Raw genomic sequence first — 1,225 nt, forward strand, 5'->3', positions numbered from 1 at the left:
TGACCCGTCCTGAATTAGGTTGACACTAAGAACGGTTGAACAAGGCCGGCGTTAGCCGGCCATCGACGCCCGATGCACTGCATCGGGCGTCTGCATTTTCAGCGACAGATGAGGCCGCTCTTGGTTGTAGATCTGTATCGACTGACTCACCATGCGCCGGGCCTCAAGGAGGTCGGCCGGGCGGCTCAGCAAGAACTCGCCCTTGAGAATGCCGTTGACTCGTTCAGCCATGGCGTTCTGGTAGCAGTCATAGCCGTCCGTCATCGAGCATCGGACGCCGTGGCGCCGATGCAGGTCCTGGTAGTAGTTCGAGCAATATTGAAGGCCGCGATCCGAGTGATGCACGAGCTCCAACTGCGTCTTGCGGGCCTTGAGTGCCATCTTCATGGCCTGCGCGACCTCTTCGGTCTGCAGGCTCGCGTGCACGTGCCAGCCAACGATCTTGCGTGAATGTGCGTCGGTCACCAGACTCAGATAGACGAACTTGCCGTCTGTAGGCAGGTACGTGATGTCGGCCACCCAAAGTTGCTCGCTGCCCGTGACCTTGATCTGGTCGGGGCCCGCCTTGACCAGGTTCGGATGACGCCGGAAATGATGATGACTGTTCGTCGTCTTGTGATACGCCCGAGGCGTTCGCACCAGGTGTCTCGCGTTGCGCAGCACGTCAAACATCGCATCCCTGCCCAGCGTTGCTCCGCACTGCTCCAAAGATTCGCGCAGCATGTGGTGCAACTTGCGCGTCCCCACCTTCGGCTGTCGCATTCGCTGTTCGCTGACCAAGCGCACGACCGTCTCGGCTCGCTGTGCGCGTTCCGCGCTTCTTTGGCGACCTCGGTAGTGCGCCTGCCGGCTGATGCCTATGAATTGGCAAGCCATCGTCACGCTCAACCCTTTGACGAGGTCTTGCGCAATGACTTGCCCGCAGGCTTTTTTACGACACGCACGCCGTAGTCCTTCTTCAGCACGTCGATGACGGCTTCGAAGAACTGCGCTTTCTGTTCGGCCTGCTTCAGCTGCACCTGCAGCGCCTTGATTTGCTGCTCCGGCGTGAGTGGCGTCGGGTCTTTGTCGATGGGCATAGCCGCCGATGATGCCGCACGTCCCCAGCCCTGGCGACCGTACTTGCGCAACCACTTCAAAACGGTCGATCGACCCTGAATGCCGTACTTGTCCTGGGCCTGCCTGTACGTCAGCTCGCCCTTTTCGACCTGCTCGACCACCGCCA

At 60.2% G+C, this 1,225-nt stretch carries 1 protein-coding gene; it reads right to left on the bottom strand.

What is annotated here, in order from left to right:
- Positions 1-51 precede the first annotated feature (51 nt).
- Positions 52-1,225 (bottom strand): IS3 family transposase gene (locus LNV23_RS23825; protein ID WP_263565237.1). Its coding sequence is split into 2 segments (ribosomal slippage), with 1,172 coding nucleotides annotated over them: positions 52-933 and positions 936-1,225; the frame shifts between segments, so codons are not numbered across the junction. This gene is flagged as partial in the annotation.

It is taken from the genome of Kinneretia sp. DJ1R-11 (assembly GCF_025717595.1).
Classification (GTDB): Bacteria; Pseudomonadota; Gammaproteobacteria; order Burkholderiales; family Burkholderiaceae_C; genus Paucibacter_A.